General features: G+C 66.7%; 17 protein-coding genes and 3 tRNA genes. 11 read left to right on the top strand and 9 right to left on the bottom strand.

Going from position 1 to position 25,752, the window contains the following annotated elements; genetic code table 11:
* Nucleotides 1-234: 234 nt before the first annotated feature.
* The 3 genes from RMO51_RS02725 to RMO51_RS02715 all read right to left on the bottom strand — a co-directional run bounded on the left by RMO51_RS02725 (nucleotide 235) and on the right by RMO51_RS02715 (nucleotide 577).
* Nucleotides 235-308, bottom strand: a tRNA-Arg gene (locus RMO51_RS02725).
* Between the two features lie 19 nt (nucleotides 309-327).
* Nucleotides 328-401 (bottom strand) — tRNA-Pro (locus RMO51_RS02720).
* 88 nt (nucleotides 402-489) lie between these two features.
* A tRNA-Ser gene (locus RMO51_RS02715) sits at nucleotides 490-577 on the bottom strand.
* A 155-nt stretch (nucleotides 578-732) separates the two neighbouring features.
* On the opposite strand from RMO51_RS02715, the gene RMO51_RS02710 reads away from it, so the two are divergent.
* The 7 genes from RMO51_RS02710 (at nucleotide 733) to RMO51_RS02680 (ending at nucleotide 11,489) form a co-directional block, all read left to right on the top strand.
* Nucleotides 733-1,719: a VWA domain-containing protein gene (locus RMO51_RS02710; protein ID WP_310391762.1), complete on the top strand. Its 987-nt coding sequence runs from the start codon at nucleotides 733-735 to the stop codon at nucleotides 1,717-1,719.
* Nucleotides 1,716-2,708: a hypothetical protein gene (locus tag RMO51_RS02705; protein WP_310391760.1), complete on the top strand. Its 993-nt coding sequence runs from the start codon at nucleotides 1,716-1,718 to the stop codon at nucleotides 2,706-2,708. Before RMO51_RS02710 ends, RMO51_RS02705 begins: the two co-directional genes overlap by 4 nt.
* A 156-nt stretch (nucleotides 2,709-2,864) precedes the next feature.
* The gene (locus RMO51_RS02700; RefSeq protein WP_310391758.1) at nucleotides 2,865-4,049 is read left to right on the top strand and encodes an acetyl-CoA C-acyltransferase; all 1,185 of its coding nucleotides are present in this window, start codon (nucleotides 2,865-2,867) and stop codon (nucleotides 4,047-4,049) included.
* A gap of 135 nt (nucleotides 4,050-4,184) precedes the next feature.
* Entirely contained in the window at nucleotides 4,185-5,624 is a 1,440-nt protein-coding gene (locus RMO51_RS02695; protein ID WP_310391756.1) for a hypothetical protein, read from the top strand.
* A gap of 588 nt (nucleotides 5,625-6,212) precedes the next feature.
* On the top strand, nucleotides 6,213-8,759 hold the full coding sequence (locus tag RMO51_RS02690) for a TonB-dependent receptor domain-containing protein (RefSeq protein WP_310391754.1): 2,547 nt from the start codon (nucleotides 6,213-6,215) through the stop codon (nucleotides 8,757-8,759).
* Nucleotides 8,760-8,908: 149 nt separating this feature from the next.
* Complete coding sequence (gene hisS / locus RMO51_RS02685) at nucleotides 8,909-10,354, top strand: histidine--tRNA ligase (RefSeq protein WP_310391753.1); 1,446 nt, start codon at nucleotides 8,909-8,911, stop codon at nucleotides 10,352-10,354.
* Nucleotides 10,355-10,523: 169 nt separating this feature from the next.
* Complete coding sequence (locus tag RMO51_RS02680; protein WP_310391751.1) at nucleotides 10,524-11,489, top strand: MBL fold metallo-hydrolase; 966 nt, start codon at nucleotides 10,524-10,526, stop codon at nucleotides 11,487-11,489.
* A gap of 188 nt (nucleotides 11,490-11,677) precedes the next feature.
* On the opposite strand, the gene RMO51_RS02675 is transcribed toward RMO51_RS02680, so the two are convergent.
* The 5 genes from RMO51_RS02675 to RMO51_RS02655 form a co-directional block, all read right to left on the bottom strand.
* Nucleotides 11,678-13,153: a hypothetical protein gene (locus tag RMO51_RS02675; RefSeq protein ID WP_310391749.1), complete on the bottom strand. Its 1,476-nt coding sequence runs from the start codon at nucleotides 13,151-13,153 to the stop codon at nucleotides 11,678-11,680.
* 167 nt (nucleotides 13,154-13,320) lie between these two features.
* On the bottom strand, nucleotides 13,321-15,039 hold the full coding sequence (locus RMO51_RS02670) for a T9SS type A sorting domain-containing protein (RefSeq protein WP_310391748.1): 1,719 nt from the start codon (nucleotides 15,037-15,039) through the stop codon (nucleotides 13,321-13,323).
* A 423-nt stretch (nucleotides 15,040-15,462) separates the two neighbouring features.
* Nucleotides 15,463-17,727: a M43 family zinc metalloprotease gene (locus RMO51_RS02665; RefSeq protein ID WP_310391747.1), complete on the bottom strand. Its 2,265-nt coding sequence runs from the start codon at nucleotides 17,725-17,727 to the stop codon at nucleotides 15,463-15,465.
* A 322-nt stretch (nucleotides 17,728-18,049) separates the two neighbouring features.
* Nucleotides 18,050-18,427, bottom strand: a complete 378-nt coding sequence (locus RMO51_RS02660) for a hypothetical protein (protein WP_310391743.1) — start codon at nucleotides 18,425-18,427, stop codon at nucleotides 18,050-18,052.
* Nucleotides 18,428-18,508: 81 nt separating this feature from the next.
* On the bottom strand, nucleotides 18,509-18,997 hold the full coding sequence (locus tag RMO51_RS02655; RefSeq protein WP_310391741.1) for a nuclear transport factor 2 family protein: 489 nt from the start codon (nucleotides 18,995-18,997) through the stop codon (nucleotides 18,509-18,511).
* A gap of 283 nt (nucleotides 18,998-19,280) precedes the next feature.
* Here RMO51_RS02655 and RMO51_RS02650 point away from each other — a divergent pair, with 283 nt between their 5' ends.
* Genes RMO51_RS02650 through RMO51_RS02640 form a run of 3 tightly spaced genes read left to right on the top strand, consistent with a single transcriptional unit; the run spans nucleotide 19,281 to nucleotide 22,367 of the window.
* Complete coding sequence (locus RMO51_RS02650; RefSeq protein ID WP_310391739.1) at nucleotides 19,281-20,474, top strand: histidine kinase; 1,194 nt, start codon at nucleotides 19,281-19,283, stop codon at nucleotides 20,472-20,474.
* Complete coding sequence (locus tag RMO51_RS02645) at nucleotides 20,471-21,655, top strand: sensor histidine kinase (RefSeq protein ID WP_310391737.1); 1,185 nt, start codon at nucleotides 20,471-20,473, stop codon at nucleotides 21,653-21,655. The genes RMO51_RS02650 and RMO51_RS02645 overlap by 4 nt, the downstream gene beginning before the upstream one ends.
* A 7-nt stretch (nucleotides 21,656-21,662) precedes the next feature.
* Nucleotides 21,663-22,367: a LytTR family DNA-binding domain-containing protein gene (locus RMO51_RS02640; protein ID WP_310391735.1), complete on the top strand. Its 705-nt coding sequence runs from the start codon at nucleotides 21,663-21,665 to the stop codon at nucleotides 22,365-22,367.
* Nucleotides 22,368-22,583: 216 nt separating this feature from the next.
* Here the strand turns inward: RMO51_RS02640 and RMO51_RS02635 are convergent, their stop codons facing one another.
* A complete protein-coding gene (locus RMO51_RS02635) occupies nucleotides 22,584-23,933 on the bottom strand; it encodes a vanadium-dependent haloperoxidase (protein WP_310391733.1) in 1,350 nt (449 codons plus the stop codon).
* A 286-nt stretch (nucleotides 23,934-24,219) separates the two neighbouring features.
* Between RMO51_RS02635 and hutH the strand changes: the two genes are divergently transcribed.
* Nucleotides 24,220-25,713, top strand: a complete 1,494-nt coding sequence (gene hutH / locus RMO51_RS02630; protein WP_310391731.1) for a histidine ammonia-lyase — start codon at nucleotides 24,220-24,222, stop codon at nucleotides 25,711-25,713.
* Nucleotides 25,714-25,752: the final 39 nt, after the last annotated feature.

The raw sequence follows: 25,752 nt of genomic DNA, 5'->3' as shown, positions 1-25,752 counted from the left end.
GTTAACCCTTCTTACCAGCAGGTTCAGAGGCCCAAGATAAGCATTCCCAATTGTTTCGCGCACGTTAAGCCGTTGGTTCTGCGGCGGGGTTTGGGCAAGGACCGGCGGTCGCGGGGGTCAACCGGGCTGTGGCTTGCTTCAGTCCAACCGTGGCGTTAACGGCTTACCGGGACTGCGTACCAGGTACTCAGAAATGCAAAAGTCCCTCCCCGAAGCGGGAAGGGACTTGTACAGTGGCCCCGTTTGGATTCGAACCAAAGACCGACTACTTAGAAGGTAGTTGCTCTATCCAGCTGAGCTACGGGGTCGAAACGGGGTAAAGAAATGTCGGGGTGGCAGGATTCGAACCTACGACCTCCTGCTCCCAAAGCAGGCGCGATACCGGGCTACGCTACACCCCGAAAAATCAATTAAGAATTAAAAATTAGGAATTAAAAATTAGGTGTTCTCAATTTTTAATTCCTAATTTTTAATTCTTAATTCAAAAAGTGGAGAGGGGGGGATTCGAACCCCCGGTAACCTTTAGAGCTACGGCAGTTTAGCAAACTACTGGTTTCAGCCACTCACCCACCTCTCCAGGCCGGTTTCGCTTCCGTCCGAAGCGGGTGCAAATATACGGGCCGAACCCAAACCCCCGCAGCCTGGCCGAAAAATTTATCTTTGCGGCCGGCACTTGCGGCGACTGCCGGCTTGTCCTTTGCTTCCTTTTCCAGTTTTTATTCCTTTCTGCGCTTGCTGACCTGGGCCCATCCTGATTTCATTGCCGTGGGGCTGGCGGCGGGGCTGGGCTGGCGGCTGCTGCTGAAACAGTGGTGGCGCGGCGGCCGCTTGGGCCGGGCGCTGGGCGGCCGGGCGCGGCACCGGGGGTGGAAGATGGCCCTGCGGGTGCTGGCTGGCGCGGCACTGCTGGGCGCGGCGTTGGGCCCGGCACTGGGCGTGAGCCAGCAACCCGTGCGCACCGCCGGCAAAGACGTGTGGCTGCTGGTCGACGTGTCGCGCTCGATGGACGCGCCCGACGTGGCTCCCACCCGCCTGCTGCGCGCCCAGGCGGAGCTGCAGGTGCTGGTGGCTCAGTTTCCGGCCGACCGGCTGGGGCTAATCGTATTCGGCGCCGAAGCCGTGGTGCAATGCCCGCTGACCTACGACCAGGGGGCGGTGCAGGTATTCATCAGCACGCTGCGCACTAGCCTGTTGCCGCCGGGGGCCACCACGTTGCGCGCCCCGCTGGAACTGGTGCTGGACCGGCTGGCGCCGCGTCCGGGACCGGGCACCGTGCCGGTGGCGGGCCCGCGGGCCACGGCTCTTGTGGTGGTGAGTGACGGCGAGGATTTCGGCGAAAACCTGGAACCGGCGCTCCGGGCCCTGGGCCGGACCGGCGCCCGGGTGTACAGCGTGGGGGTGGGCACGGCTCAAGGCGCTAAGATTCCCAACCCCGGCGGGGGCTTCCTGCTCGACAACCGAAAACAACCGGTACTGAGCCGTCTTCGGGAAGCACCTTTGCTGCAGTTGGCCACCCAAACGGGGGGGCAATACGTGACGCTCAACAATCAACAAAACGGGTTCGGACCATTGTTGCAGTCGCTGCGTACCATGTCGGGCACCGTGGAGCAGGTGCGAACCGTGCCCGTGGCCGACAACCGCTACCGCTACCCGCTGGCCGCCGCCCTGCTGCTGCTGGCGCTGGATGTAGCCCTCACCGTGACCATTATTCGCCCATGAAATACTTGCTGCTGGCGCTGGCGCTCGGGGTGCCCACGTGGGGCCTGCTCACGCGGGTGCACGACCGGAACAAGGCCGTGGCCGCCGGGGCTGCGGCTTACGGCCGGGGCGAACCAGTTGCGGCCACGGCCGCCTTCGCAGCGGCTCTGGCGGCCAATGCGCAGCGCCAGCCCGACCCGCACCTGCTGCTCAATCTGGCCCACGCGCAGAGCCGGGCCGGCCAGCAGTCCCGGGCGCAGGTAACGTACGGCCGGCTGCTGACCAAAAGCCCAGCGGCCCTGAGCAGCGTGGCCCGCCAGCAATTAGCCGTGCTGGCTACCCGCCGGGGAGAAATAGCACAGGCCCTGACCCTGTTGCGCCAGGCGCTGCTCCTCGACCCTAAAAACAGCGGCGCCCGGTTCGACTACGAGGCGCTGAGCGAGTACCTCACCCGGCGGGCCAGCGGACCGAAAATAGCCCCGCCAAAAAGCCCAGCGCCCGACTCGGCGGCGAAACCTAATGCCCCCAACCAACCCAAGGCAGCCGACAAGGCGGGCAACGACCGCCCAGGCAAAATCAACGACCCAAACCCCGCAACCGCTGCCCCGAACACCCCGCTTGAACCCCGGCCCGGCCCGGCCGGCTCGCCCGACAACCGGCTGCCCGACGCCACCCCTGGCAACGCGGCAGCGGGCGGCCAGCGGACCAATGCCGGAAAGCCGCAACCCGTGGCCAGCGGCGCCACGCCCGGTGCCCAGCGCGGCCTGGACCGCCGGAGCGCCGCACCAGTCCCGGGTACCAACGGCCCCAGCAACCGCCCCGGCACCGACGCCGCGACTGCCAGCGACGCTCAACTGCAAACCCAGCGCGAGCGCCTGGCAGCCATGAGCCTGAGCCCCGCCCAGGCCCGGCAGCTGCTCGAAACCCTGCGGGCCCAGGAGCAGCAGTACCTGCAGCAACTGACGCGCCCGGCCCGGCAGAAGCCCGACCCTAGCAAACCCACCTGGTAAACTGGTAAAGGCCGGCGGGCTTCGGTACCGTTGTCGGCGCGGGTCCGGGCCGGGTGCCGGGCGGAACGGCATTTGGTCGGCCGCCGTTTCGGGGACACTGCATTCGTAGTTTTGCGGCCTGATTCGACTTCCCACCCAACCCTTTTTCATTCCTTTATGCAAACCAAAGAAGTTGTCATTATCTCTGCCGTCCGCACGCCGATTGGCTCGTTTGGCGGGGCGCTGGCGTCGCTGTCGGCCACGGAGCTGGGTGCCATTGCGCTGAAGGGCGCCCTGGACAAGGCCGGCGTCGCGGCCTCGGAAGTGGAGCAGGTGATTATGGGCAACGTGATTTCGGCCAACCTGGGCCAGGCCCCGGCCCGGCAGGCGGCCAAAAAAGCCGGCCTGCCCGACACCGTGGAGTGCACCACCGTGAACAAGGTCTGCGCTTCGGGCTCCAAAGCCATTATGTACGCGGCCCAGGCCATCATGCTGGGGCAGGCCGATGTAATTCTGGCCGGCGGCATGGAGAGCATGAGCAACGTACCCTATTACCTCGACAAGGCCCGGTTCGGCGCCAAGTACGGGCACGGCCAAATGATAGACGGCCTGATGCGCGACGGCCTCTGGGACCCCTACCACGACTACGCCATGGGCAACGCGGCCGAGAATACGGCCAAGGAAATGGGCTTCACCCGCGAGCAGCAGGACGCCTTCGCCATCGAGAGCTACACCCGCAGCGCCGCCGCCGCCAAGGCCGGCAAGAAGAAGGACGAAATCGTGCCCGTAACCATCGAGAGCCGCGGCAAAACCACGGTGGTGGAAGACGACGAGGAATACCTCAAAGTCGATTTCGCCAAGGTGCCCGGCCTCAAGCCCGCTTTCATCAAAGAAAATGGCACCGTGACGGCCGCCAACGCCTCAACGCTGAACGACGGGGCCGCCGCGGTGCTGCTGATGAGCCGCGAAAAAGCCGATGCCCTGGGCCTCACCCCCATCGGCCGCATTCTGGGCTTCGCCGATGCCGAGCAGGCGCCGGAGTGGTTTACCACCTCGCCCGCGCTGGCCATCCCGAAGGCGCTGAAGCACGCCGGCAAAACGGCGGCCGACGTGGACTTCTACGAAATTAACGAGGCGTTTTCGGTGGTGAGCCTGGCCAACAACCAGTTGCTAAAGCTGGAAGACAGCAAGGTCAACCTCTACGGCGGGGCCGTGAGCCTGGGCCACCCATTGGGCGCTTCCGGCGCGCGCATCGTGACCACACTGCTGAACGTGCTCAAGAACGAAGGCGGCAAGATTGGCGTCAGCGGCATCTGTAACGGCGGCGGCGGCGCCAGCGCCATCGTGGTGGAGCGGTTCTAGCTCGCGCAGGGTTTCGCAAAGTGTTGAAAGGAAGTTTCGCAAAGGCCAGCGTATTCGCTCCTTCGCGAGACTTCCTTTTTTACTTAGCGAGACTTCGCGCGAAATTTTAATGCCTGCTCGCCCGTTCTTGCGGCCATGAAGTACTTACCGCTTTTTCTGCTGATTTTATTGGGCCTGCCTTCGCACGGGCAGCGGCTGCGCCGGCTGGTCACGTTCTACGACTCCGCCAAAGTGCACAAGCGCGAGGTGTACTCGGCCCTGGTGGCGGCCGACACCGTGCCGCAGGGCACCTACCGGCGCTACTATCGCACCGGCAAGCTGGAGCAGCAAACCAGCTTCACCCAGGGCAAGCGCGATTCGGCCTACGTGGAATTCCACGCCACCGGCACCCGCCGGCTCGAAACCACCTACCGCGACGGCATCCGCCAGGGTCCGTTCAAAACGTATTACGCCACCGGTAAAGTGGCCCAGGAAGGCTTTTTTGAGAACGACGAGCCCAACGGAGAGTTGACCTTTTACCACCCCAGCGGCGAGCCCAAGCTGCGCACCACCCTCACCAAAGGCCAGCCCAACGGCCCCCTGAAGGCGCTGTACCCGGACGGCAAGACCCAGGCCGAAATCAACTACGAAAACGGCCAGCCCAACGGGGCGGTGAAGTTTCTGTACCCCAACGGGGCGGTGCAGAGCGAGGGCACCTTCACCCGTGGGCTGCTGTCGGGGCCCTACAAAACGTATTACCCCAACAACCAGATTGAGACCGAGGTGCTGGCCGACCAGAACGGCCGCGGGCGCTACCGCAGCTACTACCCGAGCGGCAAGCTGCAAACCGAGGGCACCTACGCCCCCGCCCCGCTGGTGCAGCGCCCGGTGCGCAACCCGCTCGGCGACGACCTGACCAAGCGCGTGGCCCCGCCCACCGGCACGGCCAACCTCGATGGGCCCGCCACGAGCTACTACGAAAGCGGCCAACCCAAAACGAAAATCACCTACCGCAACGGCGTGCCCACCGGCCACGGCTTGGAGTACTTCGTGAGCGGCAACCTGCGCGAAGACACCGACTACAGCAACAACGGCCGCGACCGCAAAATCACGCGCTACCACGACGCCGCCGGCCAGCTGGCCCAGGCCGAAGAACAGTACAAGAACAACCGCCCCGCGGGCACCTGGCGCGAGTTTTACCCCGACGGCAAGACCCCGCGCAAGGCTGAAACCTACGGCCCTACTGGCCGCTTAGTGGGTGAACGCCTGACCTACTTCGAAACCGGAGCGGTGCAGAGCCGTCAGCCCTACCTCAACGGCTTCATGGCCGGGGTGGCCCAGGAGTACTTCCCCTCGGGCAAGCTGCGCAAGGAAACCACCTACGTGCGCAGCGTGCTGCTAGGCCCCTTCCGTGAGCTGCGCGAGGACGGCACCCTGGCCGTGAACGGGCTGTACCGCAACGGCCGCCAGAGCGGCGTGTGGACGTACTACCAGGAAGACGGCAAAACCGTGGCCCGCACCGTGACCTACCGCAACGGCCTGGCAGTGGATGCCCCGGCCAAACCCAAAGCCAGGGCGCCGGTCAGGCGCAAGTAGGCGCGACGGGAGCGGTGTGGCACCTGCCGTTGCGCCAATAGCTCAACTCAGAAGCGGCGTATTGAGCATAGGACTATTGACTCAACCGCTCGTCTGCTCATCCGGCTCATCCGGCGTCCGCGCGGTTGCCTGTTTTGCCTTCTTCCCGATGTCTTCATAAGCCCTGGCTCGTCAGCCAGGGCTTTTTTAATTTCCCGGGGATTATTGCCGGTCCCGGGCAACCGGAACCCGGGACCCGGCATCTGAATACTGAGCGCAAAATGCTGGAAACGGCTGGCTCGGCAACGGCAGGAATATTTTTTTCTAGCCGCCACTCGTTGAAATTCAGGTATTAAAGAAGCGGAATGCTTTAGTTGATGAAAAAATTATTTCAACAGTACCTTGCTTTACAAAGTACCTGCTTTACATTTGTTCTGTTGTTAGCCCAGTAGCTGACGTCAGCGCGTACCGGAGACGGCCCGCTACCCAGCTACCCCACCTCACTCACCGGGGGCCGGGCGCCAGCGCTCCTTACCCGTGCAGCGGAACCGCGGCTGCTGCACGGCCGGGGTAGCGCTCCCGCCTTCCCCACAACCTCACCTCTGCACCATGAATACTTTTCTCACTTCCCCCACTCCATCCCGTTTCGGCCGCGCCCTGCGGGGCTGGGCACTTGCTTCGTTGCTGCTGCCCTTGGGCGCCTGGGCCCAAACCACTGGCCCCGGCCGTGTGAGCGGCAGCCTCCTGGAAGAAGGCACCGGCCAGCCCGTGCCCTTCTCCGACGTGCTGCTGCTGCGCGCCGCCGACTCCACCTTCGTGGCCGTGGCTCAAACCACCGAGCAGGGCACGTTCAGCGCCGCCGCGCTGCCGCTGGGCACCTACCTGCTGCGGGTGCAGGACCTGAACTACCGCCCCCTGCGCCGCCGCTTCACCCTGACGGCCGCCGCGCCCGCCGTGCAGTTTCCGGGCCTGCAACTGGCCGCCGCCGCTGCCACCCGGCTGGGCGAAGTGGTGGTGACGGGCGAAAAGGCCACCGTGGTGGAGGAGCTGGGCAAGCGCGTCATCAACGTGGAAAAAGACCTGGGCAGCGTGGGCGGCACGGCGGCCAACGTGCTCCAGAACGTGCCCTCGGTGAGCGTGGACGCCAACGGCACCGTGACCATGCGCGGCTCCTCGGACCTCACCATTCTCATCGACGGCAAGCCCGCCGGCGTGGGCAACGGCGGCGCGGGCGGCGGCCCCCGCCTCGACCAGATTCCGGCCTCGCGCATTGCCCAGGTGGAGGTCATCACCAACCCCTCGGCCAAATATGATGCCTCCGGAGGTGGCGGGGTCATCAACCTCATCACCAAGAAGGACACCAAGGCGGGCACCAACGGCACGGCCGCCCTCAACGCGGGCACCCGCGACAAGTACAGCGGCAACCTGAGCCTGAGCCGCAAGGTGGGCAAGGCCACCTGGCAGGCCAGCTACGACGCCCGCGACGTGACCTATTGGAGCCGCAGCCGCGGCGAGCAAACGGCCCAGCTCTTGAGCGAGCGCGGCGCCGAAACCGTGCGAACCACCCAGGTGGGCGTTGGCCGCGAGGTGCACCGCAACCAGTCGCTGCGGGTGGGCGTGGACCTCGAACTCCCCAAGGAACAAACCCTGAGCCTGGGCGTGGAGCCCGGCTACGAGCAAAACCTCGAAGGCGAAACCCAACAGCTGACCCAACAAACCGGCAGCGACCCGGTGCAGCGCACCCGCGGCTCGCAGGCCCTGGACGTGGACGTGAAGCTTTTCAACTACGATGGCAGCTACCGCCGCACCTGGGAAGCCCACAAGGGCCGCGAGCTGACGGCCAACTTCGGCGGCGTGGTGATTGACGCCAGCGTGCCCGTGGTGCAGCGGCAGTTTGCCGAGCCGGGCTCGGCGCCGGTGCCCCAGCCCGGCACCCGCCAGCAGCTCGACGTGGTGGTCAACGTGCAGTTTGGCCAGATTGACTACACCCACCCGCTGGCCGAGGGCAAGGGCCGCCTGGAAATGGGCCTGAAAGTGGAGCGCCAGGACAACAAGGGCTCGAACCAGTTCAGCCAGACCGCCAGCGAAGCCCGGCCCGACGACTTTCAGGACGACCCCGCCCGCTCGCTCACTTACACGTTTGAGCAGGTGGTGCCCGCCGCCTACGCCACCGTGCAGCGGCCCCTGGGCCACGGCTGGAGCGGCCAGGCCGGCCTGCGCACCGAGTACACCCGGCTGAGCGGCACCATTGCCGGCGGGGCCGGTATCGAGCAGCGCGGCGACCTGGCCCAGGACTACCTCAGCCTGTTTCCGTCGGCCACGCTGAGCCGGGAGCTGGGCAAGGAAGCCGGCCAGAACAAGGTGCAGCTCAGCTACGCCCGCCGGCTGAACCGGCCCGGCTTCATGCAGCAGCTGCCGCTGGCCATCTACCAGGACCCGCGCAGCTACCGCCTTGGCGACCCCAACCTGCGGCCCGAGTTCAGCCACAACATCGAGCTGGGCCACCAGTTGAATCTGGGCCAGGCCACCATTACTAGCACCGCGTTTGCCCGCATCACCACCAACGCCATCCAGCGCTTCCGCGCCGTCGACACCCTGGCCACCCGCCTGGCCGGGCCCGGCGCCGGCCTCGTCACGCGCGAAACCTACCTCAACTTCGGCCGCACCACCAACCTTGGGGCCGAGTTCAGCCTCAACCAGCCGCTGGCCAAGTGGTGGCGCCTGACCGCGAGCACGTCGCTCTACCGCGCCCAGCTGGCGGCCAACAACACCGGCAACAGCCGCGAAGCCTTCGTGAGCACCCTGCGCCTGAGCAACAACTTCACCGTGCGCCCCACCCTCGACGTGCAACTGAGCGGCAACCTGCGCTCGGCCTCGCTCACGGCCCAGGGCCGGCAGCTGCCCCAGGGCCAAGTGGACCTGGCCCTGCGCCAGCGCCTGTTCTCCGACCGCGCCGCCCTCACCCTGCGCGTGTCGGACCTGTTCAACACCCTGAACTACCGCAGCGAAATCGAAACCGACGCCCTGCGCAGCTACCGCTACAACAAGGACGAAAGCCGGGTGGGTTGGCTGGGCTTCACCTGGTACGTCGGGGCCACCAAGCCCGGCAAAAAGATTGAGGCTGCGCCCCAGGGCGGCGGCGGCTTCGGCGGCTGATTTTTGCCGGCCATTTGATACGCTTACGCTTTTCTCATCTTCTTCTCTGCGAAATGCCCCGTCGTCGGTTAGTCCGGCGGCGGGGCTTGTGGTTTGCAGCGGCGCGGCCCGTAGCGTCCACCGCGTTCGGCTTCTACCTTTGCCCCGTCATGCAAAAACCCAGTATTCCGAAAGGCACCCGCGACTTTGGGCCGGCCCAGGTGGCGCGCCGCCAGCACATTTTCAACGTTATCCGCCGCACGTTCGAGTCGTTCGGCTTCGCCCCGCTCGAAACGCCCACGCTGGAAAACCTGAGCGTGCTCACCGGCAAGTACGGCGACGAGGGCGACCAGTTGCTGTTCAAAGTGCTGAACTCGGGCGACTTTGCCAAGGACGTGACGGCCGAGGATTTGGCCACCGGCTCCCGGGCCCTGCTGCCCAAAGTGGCCGAGAAGGGCCTGCGCTACGACCTCACCGTGCCCTTCGCCCGCTACGTGGCCATGAACCGCGGCACGCTCACCTTCCCCTTCAAGCGCTACCAGATGCAGCCCGTGTGGCGCGCCGACCGCCCCCAGCGCGGCCGCTACCGCGAGTTCTATCAGTGCGACGCCGACGTGGTGGGCACCGACTCGCTGCTCTGCGAAGCCGAAATCGTGCTGATGACGGCCCAGGTTTTAAATGGCTTGGGGCTGGATGATTTCACCATCAAAATCAACCACCGCAAGATTCTTAGTAGCCTCCACGATGCCGTCCAGGCCCAAGGCAACGAGACGGACTTGCTGGTCGGCATTGACAAGTTAGACAAAATAGGTCGGGCTGGCGTCATGGCTGAGCTGCTGCAGAAGCACTTTGGGGAAGATGAGATTGCCCGAATTTTTGACATTATCTCAATCGAAGGCACTTTTGAGGAAAAGCTGCACCTCGTGCGTGGCACCGTCGAGCAGGCCATTAATGAGAAGCAGTACGTGGGTAAACAGAATGGTGAGGCCGTCTATATCGATAACCCCAGGCTGGCCACTGCCCTTGAGAACCTAGCTGGGTTCGACGAAATCGGCCAGGTGCGCGAGCTACTCACCGCCTCCGGCTTCAAGCAGTTCGACCGGCTCGAATTCGACCCCACGCTGGCGCGGGGCCTCTCCTATTACACGGGCTGCATTTTCGAGGTCAAAATCAACAACGTGCAGATGGGCAGTGTGAGCGGCGGCGGGCGCTACGACAACCTCACGGGCGCCTTCGGGCTGCCGGGCGTGTCGGGCGTGGGCTTTTCGTTTGGCGTGGACCGGCTCTACGACTGCCTGGAAGCGCTGGACCTGTTCACGGCCACGGCCGAGACGCCCACCCGTTGCCTGCTCACGCACTTCGACGCGGCCAGCGGCCGGGCCGCCCTGCCCCTGCTGGCCCAACTGCGGGCCGCTGGCATCCCCAGCGAACTGTACCCCAACGCGACCAAGCTGCAAAAGCAGCTCAAGTACGCCGACGCCAAGGGCATTCCGCTGGTGCTGCTGCTGGGCCCGGAGGAAGTGGCGGCCGGCGTGGTCAAAATCAAAATCATGCAGACCGGCGCGGAGCGGGTACTCCCGCAGGGCGAAATAGTGGCGGCCCTCACAGCAGAATAGCCGAGCAACTGACAGTGACGGAGGTCGCAGTTTACAGTTCGCGCCAACCGGGGTAGGGTGGATTGACGCCGGAGCACCGCACTGCGCGAATTCGATGAAGTGACTCCTTTCGCTATCTATTACCGTAATCGTGTATGTTTAAATATTAATTTATTTAAACACAACATCAATGTTGATACCCGCTTTTCCCCGCTTGCTGCTGTGGGCGCTGCTGCTGCTGAGCTTTTTGCCGGCCGCCGGCCAAACGTTGAAGGTGACGCTGCTTGGCACGGGCGCGCCCATCCCGAACATTGAGCGGTTCGGACCCAGCATCCTGGTCGAGGCCGGCCCAGCGAAGCTATTGTTCGACTGCGGCCGGGGCGCCAGCCAGCGCCTGTGGCAGCTAAAAATACCGCTGGGTACGGTCAACACGGTGTTCTTTACCCACCTGCACTCCGACCACGTGGTGGGCTTCGCCGACCTGTGGCTGACCGGGTGGCTGCCGGGGGTGTACGGCCGCCGCGCCGCGCCCCTGCGGCTCTTCGGGCCGGTCGGCACCCGGGCCATGGCGGCGGCGCTGAAGCAGGCCTACGCCTGGGACCTGAACGTGCGCACCGAGCAAGGCCCCCCGCCGGCGGGCGCCACCGTGGCCGCCACCGACATCGCGCAGGGCGTGGTGTACGAGCAGGACGGCGTGAAAGTCACGGCCTTCGACGTCCAGCACGGGGAGCACCTCAAGCCGGCCTTCGGCTACCGCATCGACTACGCGGGCCGGGCCGTGGTGCTCTCCGGCGACACCGGTTTCAGCGACAACCTGATTCGGTTCGCCCAGGGCGCCGACGTGGTGGTGCACGAGGTGGCCGCCGCCCGGCCCGAGCTGCTGCGCACCTCCGAAACGGCCCGCCAAATACTGAGCTACCACACCCAGCCCGAGGACGCGGGCCGGGTGTTCAGCCACATCAAGCCCCGGCTGGCGGTGTACTCGCACATCGTGCTGCTGACCACCGACCCGGCCATCCCCCCGCCTGCGATACAAGAGCTGCTGCCCCGCACCCGCAGCAGCTACGCCGGCCCGCTGGAAATTGGCGAAGATTTGATGACCATTGAAATAAGTCAGGAAGTAACGGTGCGCCGCTTTGGGCCGCCCAGCCGCTGAGACGCTATCCAAACAAGCGGTCGGAAATCAGGAACGTCATGCAGCGCGCAGCATCTCGCGTGGAGGGGCTGACCCCGCTTTTTCGACGTGTCACGCGAGATGCTGCGCGCTGCATGAACGCCTGGTTGGATGAGCGCTAAATGTGAAGTACCCGGGCAGTACACCCGCCCGGCGCAACTCTGCCTCCACTACTCCACCGCCAGCCGCGCCACCCGCGGCGCCTGACCGGGGGCCTGGGCCGTGAGCAGGTACAGCCCCGGCGCCAGGCCCGTCAGGCTGAGCGTGGGCGCGGCGGCCTGCTGCCGCACGAGGCTGCCCCGCAAATCGGTGAGCCGGACGGTGGAGCCCGGCGGCAGCGCCGGCAGCCGGCACTGGGCGCGGGCCGGGTTGGGGTGCACGCCGACCAGCGGGACCCGGGCCGGCCGGGTGGCCAGCAGCGGCGCCGCGCTGGCCACGAACACCGGCGAATTGGTGATGTTGCCGGTGCCGAGCTGCCCCGACCGGTTGTAGCCGGTGCCGTAGACGAGAGTAGTGGCCGCCTGCAGGGCGAGGGTGGTGTAATAGCCGCCCGCAACCGCGCTCCAGGTCCCGTTGGTGGTTTCGCGCACCGGCGTCGAGCTGCTGGGGGGGGTCCCGCCGTTGCTGAGCTGGATGCCGAGCTGGTCGTAGTTGTTGTAGCCCCAGGCCCAGAGCGAGCCGTCCGAGCGCAGGGCCAGGGCGTGGTCGTTGCCAGCGGCCACCCGGGTCCAGCGGGTGCCCGCGCCCACGGTACCGGGCGTCACGACGGCCACCGGCACGAGGCTGCTGGTGGTGGAGGCGTCGCCGAGCTGGCCGTAGGGGTTGTAGCCCCAGGCCCAGAGCGTGCCGTCCGAGCGCAGGCCCAGGGAGAAATAGTAGCCCGCCGCGAAGTCGGTCCAGGTGGTGCCGGCGGCCGCGCCGGCGGGTGTCACCACGGCCCGGGGCGTGGCGAGGCCGGCGGGGGTGCCGTTGGCGAGCTGCCCGTAGGCGTTGCCACCCCAGGCCCAGAGCGTACCGTCCGAGCGCAGGGCCAGCGAGTGGTCGCGGCCGACATCAACTTTGGTCCAGGTGGTGCCGGCCGCCGCCGCCGCCGGGGTGGGCACGGCCACGGCCGCCAGCCGGGCGGCGGTGGAGGCATCGCCGAGCTGTCCCACGTTGTTGAGGCCCCAGGCCCAAAGCGTGCCGTCGGAGCGCAGGGCCAGGGTGTGGTAATTAGTCGCGACCTGCCCCCAGGTGGTGCCGACGGCGGCCCCGGCGGGCACCGGCACCAGCACCGGGCTCACCCGGGTGGTGAGCGTGCCGTCGCCCAGGTTCCCGTAGTCGTTGTAGCCCCAGGCCCACAAAGTACCGTCGGAGCGCCCAGCCAGCGCGTGGCTCGACCGCGACGCGATGCTGGTCCAGCGGGTGCCGGGCGCGGCGGCTACGGGCGCGGCCACCGGCGCCGGCAAGCTGCGGCCTGTGGTGTTGCCGTTGCCAAGCTGGCTGTAGTTGTTGGCGCCCCAGGCCCACAGGGTGCCGTCGGCGCGCAGGGCCAGCGAGTGGCTTTCGCCGGCCGCCACCTGGGTGTAAAGCGAAGTGGTTTGGGCACGCAGGCCGGCCAGCGGCAGCAGCCAAAGCAGCCCGTGCAACCGCAGATGCTGGCTCACTCGGCGGGAATGGCGGGACGCGCGGTCCGGGGGAAGCGGCGCAAAAGGAAAACGGGGCTGCTGCATAGTGGCGGGGGGTTGGGCGGTGATGGTTCAGAATGGTTGTGCAATTCAATTGGGAGCCGGGCCGGAGCCTTCCACCAATTGGCTAGCGAAAGGGCCGCCGGCTATTCGCCGACCACTACCACGCGGCGGCTGACTTCGCGCCCCGCCAGCGTGGCCCGCAGCACGTAAAGGCCCGCCGGCAGCCCCCACAACGGCAGCGCGGCCGCGGCGCCGGCAAAGGCCCGCACCTGCCGGCCCTGCGCGTCGAACAGGCGCAGGCCCGTGGGCGCGGGCCCAGCGGGAAGGCGCAGGCGCAGCTCGGCCGTGGCCGGGTTGGGGTACACCTCGAAGCCCAGGGCGACGGCGGCGCGCTCGGCCGTGCCGAGCAGGGTGCCGGTGCTTTGCACCCGGCCGGCGCAAATGTCCTGGCCGGTAGCGGCGGCGCCGGACGAGGCCCAGAACACCTGCACCGAGCCGTTGGGCTGGGCCACGGGCACGTAGTCGAGCACGTAGGGCTGGTCAACCACCACGTTGTGCAGCGGCACGCCGTTGACGGCAAAGGCCAGGGAGGCGTCGGGGCGAATTTTCTGGGCCCGGAAGCCCTCGCCGTAGGCGGTGGAGTAGAACGCCATCACGGCCCCGTTGTCCGACGGAGCCAGCTTGGGGTAAGTGTAGACGCCGGGCAGGCTGTTGACCAGCACCCCGGTGGCGGGCCAGGCCAGGGCGCCCGCGGCATCGACTTTTTGCAGGTACTGGCTCAGGAAGCTGGCCGGGGTCAGGTCGTCGTCCCAAATCACCCACAGGGCGTTGTTGTGCCAGATGGCGTCGGGAGAACTTTGCCGGGAGGGATTGGTGGAGAGCGTGCGGTAGCCCGGCGCGGCCCAGCCCAGCGCCCCGGCGGGCGTGACCTTGACGGCGAAGACGTCGCCCGAGTCGGAGCCCCACACGGCGTAGAGGTTGTTGGCCGGGTCGCGCGCCACCCGCCACAGGCTGTTGCCGCGCCCCTTGGCGCCGGTGGCGGTCAGGTCAACGCCCGTGGCCCAGGCCGTGCCGAACAAATCGTAGTGCTGCGCGTAGAGGGCGCTGCCCAACCCGCCGCTGCCGCCCACCACGTAAAAGCCGTTGCCGCCGTCGGAGGTGGTGACGTAGTAGCTGGAAAAGGGCAGCGCAAGCTGAAATTGGTTGTTGGCGTAGCGGCGCTTGCCAGCAAAGCTCACCCGGTTGAACGTCAGCCGGTCGCCCCCGCCGCCCACCGCCAGGGCATGGGTAATGGTGGCGCCGGAGTCGGTGGGAAGGACATTCAGGGCATCGGGCGACACGTAGATGACGCCGGCCGCCACTGTCCTGGCGGCTACCACCGTGGGCTGGGCCCATTGCGGCGCGCCGGTCGCGTCGTAGTACTGGCAGCGCACGGTGTCGCCGCCGATGCCAAAGCCGCCCTGCACCCAGGCCACCAGCATCCCGCTCTGCCAGGGCACGGCCTTCACCCCAAAAATATCCTTGCCGGCCGTTTGAAACAGGCGCTGGCCGTTGGCCGCCAGCAGCGGGACACCGGCCGCGGTCAGGTGCTGGGCGTATAGGGCGGTGCCGGGGCCGGCGTTGTTGCCGGCGCGCTTGTCAATCCAGACCGAGTAAGCGCCGCCCGTCCCGTCGGCGAAGGCCTGCACGCCGAACTGATTGCCGGGGGCGTTGCACGCGAACAAGGTTTGGGAAGCGGTGGCCGGAAACTGCGCGTGCGCCGGGCCGGCGGGCAGCAGCAGCAGCGCGGCCAGCAGCCAGAGCAGCCCCAGCAAATGCGGGCCCTGGCCCACAGTGGGAAATGAGGAGTGAGCGGTTTTCATAACGGAAAAAAGGGGGAAAGGAGACGTGTCATAGCCTACCCAGATAGGGCAGTGAAGAAAAGAAAGCGTCGTGCGCAGAAGGCCCCGCATGACCGTCTGTTCAAATCGGTTTTTAAACACAGAGGCAAGCAGACCTTTTATTGAACATATAAATTTTACTATTACGACAAACCCTTCCCGCCCTTGGCTCCACCGCTGACACTTGCGGCCGCTGAGGTGACGCCAACTTGCGCAGGCCGCCTGGACCGGTGGACGCGCCAGGGCGCCGCAGGGCACGGCGCAGACGCGGCGGCGGCGGTCAGGGCCGGCCAGCTGCCGGCATCCCCAACGAGCTGTACCCGGACGCGAACAAGCTCCAAAAGCAGCTCAAGCACGCCAATGCCAAGGGCGTCCCGCTGGTGCTGCCGGGGCCGGGGGAAGCAATTATTGGGGCACCAGCACCCTCGTGGTAAAGACTTGCTGGCCCAGCGTGAGGTGCACCACGTACACCCCCGCCGGCAGCGCCCGCCCAGCAGCCCCGGGTAGGCGGATGGCCTGGGGGCCAGGGCCGTAGCTTTTGGCGGGGCTGCTGGCCACTTCGCGGCCGAGCATGTCGGTGAGGCGGACGGCGGCCCGCTCGGCGGCGGTCAGGGTGAAGTGCACGGCGGTTTCGGCCGTGAGCGGGTTGGGATACACGCCGATGCCCCGGCGGGCCAACTCGGCCGCCGACGTGGCCGTGGGCGTGGCGGCGTCCACGATGCGCACGTCGTCGAGGTAGAACGGGTTGCCGCCGTTGCTTCGCGCGACAAACCTCACCCACGTGCTCGGGCCGATGTACCGCGGGTCGAGGGGGAGAGCCAGCGTGGTCCACTGCTGGGCCGAGGTGGGCACGAAGCCCGTCTGAGCGGCCTGCCCCGCGGCGATGAGTTCCCCGTTCAAATAGTTGCGCCCGCCCGTGTTACTCTGAAGTTCGCAGTCTGTGCCGTATTGCACCAGCAATTCATCTCGGCTTGCGCTGTTAACCACCAACGGGTCGACGGCCCAGGCCGTGCGAAACCTCAGCTCCACGGGCCGCCCCTGAAACCCGCTCAGGTCAAAAGCCGGCGAGGTAATGCTGGCCCGGTTGGGGTTGAGCGAACTAGCCGCCCCGTTGGACATCGACAGGCAGGCGGTGCCGTTGGCCGCCACCAGGCCGCCGCCACTCACGCGCCGCCAGCGCGCGCCCGAAGAACGAGCTATTGTGTCCGAATCCCAATTGCGCAAATCCAGGGGTCCAAAGCTGCGGGGAAAGGCCGGGTTTTCGAATGACTCCGTTAGCGGCCCGCTCGGTCCCGTGCCGGGGCCACCCACCAATACCCAGCTCGACTCCGTACGGCTGACGGGCGTCCCGCCCCCGACCGGGGTTACGGTGAGCGTCACGTTGTAGATACCTGGCGTGGCGTAGACTACCGTTGGGGTGCGCAGAGGGCTGGAGGCCGGCACCCCGCCCGGAAATAACCATTGGCGCTGCGCGTTCACGTCGTTCAGGGCCGCGGTGCTGCCGTACGAAGACAGGAAGACTGGCCCGTTGGGACACACCCGGCGGCGGTCGGTTACTATCCTTAGCACCGGCGGGCATCCGGCGGCCGGCGGCTGATAGCCGTCGTTGGTACCCGTAGCCACCAAGTTGGCCGCCGATGAGAGGGTGCTGCGGCAGCTTAGCGCCAAGGAGGCGCGCATCACGGCCCGCTGGCCGTTGGTAAACATGTTGGTACAGGAGGTATAGTCCATGTAATTCTGCACATTGGCCAGGATAGGCTGGCTGGTCTGCGGGTCGGTGCAGGGCGCGAAGGCCAAGTTGCAGCCACTCGTGCCGGTCGTGTTGGGCGTGTCGGCAATGCCGTCGTCGATGCCGCAGTTGCCGGCCTCGCCGGGTGTGTTGGTCGGTCCCCAGGTATGACGCAGGCCGAAGTAGTGCCCGATTTCGTGGGTGAGCGCCCGCGCGGCGAAGTTGCTGTTGATGGCCGTACCAATGGAGCCGAAATGCCGATTGTCAATCACGATGCCGTCTCGGCTCCCGCCCGTGCAGGGCAAAAAAGCGTAGCCCGCTCTACCAGGAGAAAGACTGGGCTCAACCACCCAGATGTTGAGGTAACGGTCCGGGTCCCAATTGACTTCCGATTTTATCAGCTCCCCATAAGCTATGGACGCAAGTGCCGAATACGTGCGGGTGATGCCCGTGGTGCAGTCGCCGCTGGGGTCTTTCTGCGCCAGCCGGAAGCGGAAGCCCACATTGGCCACGCGCGACTGAAACGCCGGGACGATGGCCGCCGTGTCGGCGTTGGTTTTGCTCAAGTCCTCATTCGCTATTCGCAGCGCATCCGCCACTTGCGCATCGCTGATGCCGAATCCGCTAGAGAAGACAATATGCACGACCACGGGAATGGTCACATCGGGGGCTGCGCCCTGCGGGCCGCGGGCGGCTTCTTGCGCGGCGCCGCGGGCGGCCCGGGCCAGAAACTGCTCGTACGCGGCTTTGGCACCGGGCTGGCGGGCGAAGGCCGCTTGCTGCACACTGTCGAAGGCGCAGCGGAAGTTACCGGTTTGCTCGGCACTCGGGCGCGGCGGACTGGCGGGGGTTTGCGCGTGCGCGCCGGCGCCGCCGAATAAGGTAGCGGCCCCCAGCAGCCAGCGGCGCCAGGGTCGAATCATCAGTAAGAAAAACGGCATAGGAGGAAAGAAAAAGGTGAGAACAGGAGCCCTGGTCCACGGCCGGTCAACCGAACATGGACTGGCGAGGCTTAAGAAGTTGCACAGGTGGGCCGTCAGCGCTTAGCTTCAGCCAATGCGGCCGGAACGGGTTGGTTCGGCCGCCGGAATACGACAGTGTCATCCTCTTCCGGCTCGCAACCAGGCGGGCGGCCAAAACCGCCCGCCGGCCACAACCGGCCACAATTTAAGACATAAAATACCTAATTTTTAAATATACAATTGTTATTTAAAAATTAGCTTTGTGTGCGCTTCTGGCACGCTGGGTTGGGTGCTTGCCGCTTCAGCGCACGGCGTACACCCGCTGCACGCGACGGTCCGGGCTAAACTGCTGGGCCAGCAGCGTGGTGGACCGGGCCGCGGCGGGGTCGCGCAGCACCCGCTGCAGGGCCGCCGTGAGCTGGCGGCTGGTGCGCCGGGTGCGGTGGCCGCGGCGGGCCAGGTCGAGGCAGGTGGCGAGGCGCTCTTCGTACACGAGCTGGTCGTGGGCGTTGTAGAAGCGCACGATGCTATGGTCGCGGGTGGTGAGGTTGGTTTCGACGTTCCAGTAGCCCAGGGCTGGGTTGGGCGCGGCGGCGGGCGTCGTCTGGGCGTGCGCGAGAGGAGCGAGGAGCAGGAGCAGGAGCACGGCGCTCAGACGGAAGACAAAAGCAGTTTTCATGGTTTTAGGGATTAGGAAAAACGACAGAAAGCGAAGATTTGAGGCAGAAAACCAGGCCATTCGAGGTTGAAAAACAACGGCCTACTGGCCCACGTAGCGGGTTTGGACCAGGGTGCCCTGGCCGGAAATGCCCTGCCACCGCCCGTCGATTTTTTGAAAGCCGATGGTGCGGCGCACGTAGATGAAGGACTCCCCGGCCGGGGTTCGGATTTTGATGCGCTTGGTATTCGTCAGCAAGGCCTGGTCGCCGGAGTGGGCAAACACGTCGAACTGCGGGGCAATGGCCTCCACCGTCACCCAGGGCCCGCGCAACAAGGTCTGAATTTCGGTGGCCTTGTCGTTCAGTTCGCCGTAGGGCGTGCAGTTGTAGTAGGTGGTGGCGTAGTGCCGGGCAAAAAACGCCGAGTCCCGGCCAACCATGGCCCGCATCTGCTGCGCGTCGAGGTCGTAGAAAAATGCCTTGGCATCGGCGGGGGTGGCAAAATCGGTGGGGACCTGGGGCGCAACGTCTTTTTTGTTTTCGCAGGCACCGAGCGGCAGCAACCAGAGTAAGTAGGCGACGCGTTTCATGGGTGTGGGGAGTTAAAATGTGGACGGTTTTGGCGCGGCGGCCGGGCCCGCGAGAGGCCCCGCTTAGCCGCTGATGTGCCCAAAGATGCCCGATTGAAAAAGCCACCGCTTGCTTATTCGCCCGGCGCCGGGGCGGGTCGCCAATACGGACCGGGAGCGTCGACCAACCGCCGGTTTGGTCGTTGGTCGACGCTGGGCGACAGTTGGTCTATAAAGCGGATTTCTAGCGGATTACCGGCGCGCAGGTCGATATATTTACCTGCGCTTACTGGCGGACATCGACATGGCACAGGCACACAACCGGGGGTTGGCCCGGCTTCTTCAGGCAATCGACGAGCGGTGGTGGCTGCGCCACGGGCTGTTCTGGCTGGTCTGCGTGGCCCTGATGGTGCTGCTGTTTCTCCGCGTGTTGCAATCGACGACCTACCCGTGGCGGGCCCTGCGCGACGCGGTGCTGCTGGTCTCGGTGCCGTTCATGCTGGCCACTTACGCACTGCTTTACGGGGTGCTGCCGCTGCTCTGGCGGGACGGGCGCCGCGGGTCCTTTCTGGCGCGGCTGGCCGGCTGGTTCGCCGGCAGCCTGGCCCTCACGTTTGCCTTCCGGTACTGGGTGCTCGTGCCGCTGCACCGGAACGAGTTTTCTCCGTTTCCCGACGGCCACGTCGTGTTTGCCACCGGCGCCCACACGCCGCTGCTGCTGGTGGCCGGCGCGGCGGCCTGCCTGAAGGTGTACCGGCAGTGGCGGCAGAAAGAACTGGTCAACTTGCAGCTCACCCAGCAGAACTACCAGGCCGAGCTGCAACTGCTCAAGGCCCAGATTCACCCGCACTTCCTCTTCAACACCCTCAACAACCTCTACGCCCTTACCCTGCGGCAGGCCGACGAGGCGCCGGGGGTGGTCGAGCGGCTGAGCAGGCTGCTGCGCTTCGTGGTGGAGCAGGGCACCGCGCCGCTGGTCACGCTGCCCGAGGAAGTGGCCCTGCTCCGCGACTACATTGCCCTGGAGCAGCTGCGCTACGGGCCGCGACTGCGCCTGGAGTTTGCGGCCGACAACATTCCGGCCACGGGCCGCATCGCGCCGCTGCTGCTGCTGCCGCTGGTCGAAAACGCGTTCAAGCACGGCTCAGCCGAGCAATTGGGGCAGGCGCACATCCGCATCGGGCTGGCCGTGGCCGGCTCCACGTTCAGCTGCGTCATCGAGAACACCAAAAACGCTGCGGGCGCGGACGAGGCCGCCCCGCCGCCCGTCGCGGGCATTGGCCTGCGCAACGTGCGCCAGCGCCTGGCGCTGCTCTACCCGCAGCGGCATACGCTGGAAGTGGAGGCCCGCGACGACACCTTCCGGGTCCGGCTCACGCTCCAACTGCCCGACGCGCCGGCCGCCGAGGCCGCACCCGTACCCCAGGCGCGGCCAGCGGCCGACCGCGCCGCGGAGCCCGCCCGTTTCCAGTCGCCCCTTCCCGCGTTCCGGCCGTGAACCCGCCCGTGCATCCGTCGCTGCAAACTCACCTCAACCCTTGGCTGGAAAGCCGGGTGGTACAGCACGCGCTGTTTTGGGTCGTGGTGCTGGGGCTTAATTTTTTAATCCAGCTGCCCGCCCACTTCGCCATTGGAACGAAGCTCTACATCTCAGGGCTATTTTTTAACCAACTGCCGGCCGCGCTGCTCACCATCTACCCGCTGCTCTACGGGCTGCTGCCCCGGCTGCTGCGGCGGCAGCAGTTGCTGCTGACGCTGGCGCTGCTGGCCGGCTGGGTCGGGTTCACGGTGGTGGTGACGGGCCTGACGCGGGCCTTTTTCGACTTCGTGGTGCAGCCCGGCTTGTTCGGCATCCCGCCGCGCCAGGCGTTTAGCTGGGACGAATACCTGATGCTGAGCTACACCTGGTTTGTGCTCATGGCCACGGCCGGCGCCGCCGTGGCCGTGAAGGTGATGAACGGCTGGTACGCGCAGCGGCAGCTCCAGCAGGCGCTGCTGCAACGCCAACTGCGCACCGAACTGCAACTGCTCAAGGCCCAGCTCCAGCCCACCTTTCTATTCAACACCCTGCGCACCCTGCACGGGCTCACGGCGCGCAAGGCCCCGGAGTCGCCCGCGGCGGTGCTGCACCTGTCGGCGCTGCTGCGCTACCTGCTCTACGAAAGCCCGCTCGACACGGTGCCCCTGGCCGACGAGGCCGAGATGATGCGGTGCTACGTGGCCCTGGAAAAGTTGCGGCTCGGCGCCCGGGTGGACGTGGCGCTCAGCGTCAGCGGCGCCCTCGACGCCCACCGCATTCCCCCGCTGCTGCTGCTGCCGTTTCTGGAAAACGCGTTCCGGCACGGCACCGGGCCGGGGCTGGAATGCCCGTGGGTGAGCCTCGACTTAGTGGCGAAAAAAAATTCGGTTATCTTCAAAGTCATTAACAGCCAAGCCGGCGCGGAACACGGGTTGCGCGAGGGCCCGGGCCTGCGCAGCATCCGGCAGCGGCTGGCCCGCCTCTACCCCGGCCGACACGAGCTGAAAATCGTGTCGGAGCCCGACACTTTCCTCATTGCGCTGCACTTGCAGCTCGCCCCGGCGGCGCTGCCCGCCGCTCAGCCCGCCCCCGAAGCCCCGTCGCCCGCCGCGCGGCAGCCCGCGTCGAACCAGCAACCAGCAACGAGAAACCCACCTTGAGCCCGCCATGAAACTGCAATGCCTACTGGTTGATGATGAACCCCCGGCCCTGGAAGTGCTCGCATCCTACGTGCGGGAAGTAGCCCACCTGGAGCTGGTGGGCACCTGCGACAACGCCCTGCAGGCCTTCGGCATCCTGCAGCAGCAGCCCGTGGATTTGATGTTTCTGGACATCAAGATGCCCAAGATGCTCGGCACCGATTTCCTGCGCAGCCTGCGCCACCCGCCGCAGGTCATCTTCACCACCGCCTACCGCGAGTACGCCTACGAGGGCTTCGAACTGGACGCGGTGGACTACCTGCTCAAGCCCGTGTCGCTGGAGCGGTTTCTGAAAGCCGTGGCCAAGGCCGGCAAAGCGGAGGGCCCTCCCCCGCTGCCCGAAGCCGCCCACGCGGCCAACCCCGACGCCTTTCTGTATTTCCGCATCGACCGGAAGATGGTGAAAGTGGTGCTGCGCGACATCCTCTACGTTGAAGGCCTGAAGGACTACGTCAAGATTCACACCGCCGCCGGGCCGCCGCTGGTGGTGAAGCAGACCATCAACGGCATGGAGGAAAAGCTGTCGGAAAGCAACTTCCTGCGCATCCACCGCTCGTTCATCGTGGCCCTGGATAAAATCCGCACCTACAGCGCCCGCCACATCGAGCTCACGAACCAGGAGCTGCCCATCGGCCGCCTGTTTCGGCAGCGGGTCGACGAAGTGCTGGGGTAGGGCCGGCCGAAGCGGACTCGGTAAGGCGGGAGAGAAAACTCCACCACGCTGGTCGGTAACAAAGCCAAGGAAGTTGAATGAGTTTGTCGGGCGACGGCCAGAGCAGCGACGTGACGTAACAGGTTGCGTTGCGTTGCGTCGCTGAACGAACCACGAACGGCGCGGTCCCGAAGACGCCAAACAGGGCGTCTTCGGGACCATTCAAACAGCTCGTTCTCAGCGCAGCGAGAGTTTCTCGGCGATGTTTTGAGCCACTTTCCGGCCTTGCGCCCCGCCCTTTTCGCAGGAAGCCCGGTAGTGAATGCCGCCGTACAGGCGCGAGAGGCCGGCCTCGGTGCCCGCCTGCTCGAAGGAAGCGTACGAGCGGGTGCCCAGGCCAAACTGCGCGTAGTTCTGGTCGGTGAAGGCGTAGTTGGCCCCGAACACACTGGTGAGGGCCTCGGCCGCCGCGCCCGAAATCGTGGCGTGGGTGGCGCTGTAGTCGGGGAAGTTGGGCGCGGGAATGAGCGAAAGCCAGGCCGGGTGTCCCAGCTCGCCGCGGATGTAGCTGATGGGCCGCAGCACGTTGTACGTGTACTTGGTTTTGAAGCAGCTGATGCCGGCGTCGCTCATGCTGATGCCCAGCTTGGCGTAGGCCATCAGGGCCCGGTCGAGTGGCGGCTGCTCCTTGGCCAGCACCTGCCCGAGGATGGACAGCCAGTGGCCGGGCGGGGTGAAGTTGCGGCCGTTGGGCATGTCGTTCCAGAACAGGGCAATGGCGCGCTGCTCGGCGCTGAGGGTCTGCGCCACGTCGTACACTTCCTGGGCCATGCGGGCGAAGGGCGAGCCGGGCGCGGCCGAGTAGGCCAGCGGCGGGCCGGGGTCGGCGCCGGCGCCGCTGCCGGCCACCAGGGTGCGGTTGCTGCCCCAGTTGGGAAAGCCGGCCGGCGCGAAGGCCGGGGCCGTGGGCGCCCACAGGCCCGGCCCGACGAGCAAGGCGTAGGCGGTGGCGTTGTCGAAGCCGTCGGTTTTCGACCAGTTGAACACCGCCGCGGCCACCTGCTTGCCAAAATCGGCGGAGCGGGCCTGCACCTCGGCCCCCGCCCCGGCCTGAAACGCCGCGGCGTTGGCCGCTTCCAGCGAGTCGATGGTCGTTTTGTTGGCCGCCGAAGTATTGGCAAACAGGCCGCGGCTGATGCCCGCCAGGGCCGCGTTGGCGCTCAGGGCCCAGTTGTAGGCCAGGGTGCGGTCGGCCACGGGCAGGCCACCGAGGCCGTTGAGCTGCCCCGCCAGCGAGGCGGCGTTGCGGATGCCGGGCACCACGGCTTCGTAGCCCGCGATGCCGGTGTAGCCAAACGGCCGCCCGAAAATGTTGACCGGCCCCGCCGGCGTGGTGCGCACCAGCTTCAGTTGCAGGTTGAGCCAGGACAGGGCCACGTCGGCCCGGTACGTGGCGGCCGGGGCCGACGGGTCGGCCGGCGCATCGGCGGCGTTCTTGTTGGAGCAGGCCGCGGCGGCCAGGGTCAGGCCGCAGCCCAGCAGGCGGGCAGCCACGGCGAGTTTGGAGGGGGCAGGCAGTGTGAGCATGGGCTGGATGGGCTGGCGGGCGAAAAAAGGGTGAGCGCAAGGCCGCCCGGCGGGGGGCCTTGCGTGGTGGAACAGCCCGAAACTACCCGTCCTGACCGGCCGCCGCCCGCTTAATCGGCCGGGAGCAAACCGACGCGGTTAGACGGCCGGCGCCCGTCGATTAACGACGCGGCGGGCCGCTCATCGACGGCCGCCGGCCGTTGGTCGATGGACCGGCCGGCGGCAAGGCCTCGCCCGCGGCCCGTGAGAATGCGGCTATTTTTGCGGCCACCCCGCCCCGCCCGCAATGCCCACCCACCTCCTTTCGCCCGCGCAGCCGCTCACCCTGGCGGCGCTGGCCACCCTGCTGGCCGACGGCCGGCCCGTCGCGCTCGGCGACGATGCCCGCCAGCGCATCGCCGCCTGCCACGCCTACCTGCACCGCCGCCTGGCCCGGGCCGACGCCCCGATTTACGGCATCAACACCGGCTTTGGCTCGCTGCACAACGTGAGCATTCCGCCCGAAGCCCGGGCCCAGTTGCAAGTCAACCTGGTGATGTCGCACGCCTGCGGCACCGGCCCCGAAGTGCCCCAAAACCTCGTCCGCCTCATGCTGCTGCTCAAAGCCCAAAGCCTGAGCTACGGCCACAGCGGCGTGCAAACCGCCACCGCCGAGCGCCTGGTGGCCATGTACAACCGCGAGCTGCTGCCCGTGGTGTACGAGCAGGGCTCGCTGGGCGCGAGCGGCGACCTGGCCCCGCTCGCGCACCTGTGCCTGCCGCTGCTGGGCCTGGGCGAAGTGAACTACCAGGGCTACCGCCTGCGCGCGGCCGACGCCCTGAGCCTGTTCAGCTGGGCGCCCCTCGTCCTGGAAGCCAAGGAAGGCCTGGCTTTGCTCAACGGCACCCAGTTCATGCTGGCCTACGCCGTGGACGGGGTGCTGCGCGCCCAGCGCCTGGCCGCCGCGGCCGACGTCGTCGGGGCGCTGTCCACCGAAGCATTCGGGGGCGGCGCCGACCCGTTCCACGAAAGCCTGCACCGCATCCGGCCCCACGCCGGGCAGGGGCTGGTGGCCCGGCGGCTGCGCGGGCTGCTGGCCGGCTCCGAGCTGCAAACCGAGCCCCGGACGGCCGTGCAGGACCCGTACTCCTTCCGCTGCCAGCCGCAGGTGCACGGCGCCAGCCGCGACGCCCTGGCCTACGTGGCCCAGGTGGTCGAAACCGAGTGCAACTCGGTGACCGACAACCCCAATATCTTCCCCGACGAGGACCTGATACTGAGCGGCGGCAACTTCCACGGCCAGCCCCTGGCCCTGGCCCTCGACCACCTGGCCGTGGCCGTGGCCGAGCTGGGCGGCATCTCGGAGCGCCGCACCTACCAGCTGGTGTCGGGCCAGCGCGGCCTGCCCCAGTACCTGGTGGCCGAGCCGGGCCTGAACTCCGGCCTGATGATTCCCCAGTACACCGCCGCCGGCATCGTGAGCCAGAACAAGCAGCTCTGCACGCCGGCATCGGTGGACAGCATCGTGAGCAGCAACGGCCAGGAAGACCACGTGAGCATGGGCGCCAATGCCGCCACCAAGGCCCGCCGGGTGGTCGAAAACGTGGAGCAAGTGCTGGGCATCGAGCTGCTGACGGCCGTGCAGGCCCTGGCCTTTCGCCGGCCGGCCCGCACCTCGGCGGCGCTGGAGCGGGTGGTGGCCGCTTTTCAGCAGGAAGTGAAATTCGTGGGCCAGGACCGGGTGCTCTACCCCGACCTGCACCGCGCCGCCGCCTTCGTCCGTAAGTTTGACTGGCAATAAGCCCACCCGAACCTTCGTTCGGCAGGACGGCCCCGACGG

This window comes from Hymenobacter sp. (genome assembly GCF_031398885.1).
GTDB lineage: Bacteria > Bacteroidota > Bacteroidia > Cytophagales > Hymenobacteraceae > Hymenobacter.
Note: the sequence above shows the minus strand (reverse complement) of the source record. Positions and strands in the feature narration are given on the sequence as shown.